Raw genomic sequence first — 708 nt, 5'->3', positions numbered from 1 at the left:
ATATTGGGAATGCTGAATTCATTAAATCCGACCATCCGCGGCACGATCTCCAGCTTGGCTAATTCAATCATGTATGCTGCGACAACGCTCGGTTCTTGGGTCGCAGGCCTGATTTACGCGACTTTTAACGGTTTTTCCGCCGTAGGCATGTTTGCGGCTATATGCTTTGCCGGTTCGTTGTTATCTTTCATATTCAGCGGTATTTTGACCAGTCACGCGAAAACAAAGAAGGAGTTTGCATCATAAATGCATAGAAGAAATTCATATGGATATTCTAAATCTTTCAAAATTCAACATCCTAAGTATTAGTGAGAATGAATTTGATTTTCTAATACAAGTGGTGACGAACTCTCCACCTTTGGCTTGCCCTCATTGTGGATGTATAGCCAACCTCTACAAACACGATATCAGGGAACAGATCTGTATGGACTTGCCTATTCACGGCAAGCGTGTAGGCCTTCTTATAAAGCGTCAGAGGTATCGCTGTAGAGACTGCAATCGAACCTTTTGGGAACACTTAGACCACACCATAGACGAAAAGCGAAACTGTACCAAACGATTATTGTCTTATATAGAGAAGCAAAGCCTTAAACGCACGTTTGTCAGCATATCCGAGGATGTTGGATTGCATGAAAAAACGATACGTAACATCTTTCGTGATTACATCAATCGTCTTAAAGAAACGCATCGATTTGAAACTCCTAATTG

General features: G+C 41.5%; 1 protein-coding gene and 1 pseudogene. Both read left to right on the top strand.

Features of this window, described 5'->3' with window-relative positions; translation table 11 throughout:
* A pseudogene (locus tag L693_RS0102470) lies at positions 1-246 on the top strand (MFS transporter); the annotation flags it as partial.
* A 19-nt stretch (positions 247-265) separates the two neighbouring features.
* A partial coding sequence (locus L693_RS0102465) for a transposase family protein (protein WP_025715909.1) occupies positions 266-708 on the top strand: 443 nt, incomplete at its 3' end.

This window comes from Paenibacillus sp. 1-18 (assembly GCF_000520755.1).
In the GTDB taxonomy this organism is placed as follows: domain Bacteria; phylum Bacillota; class Bacilli; order Paenibacillales; family Paenibacillaceae; genus Paenibacillus; species Paenibacillus brasilensis.
This window is presented reverse-complemented; position numbering and strand designations above follow the sequence as displayed.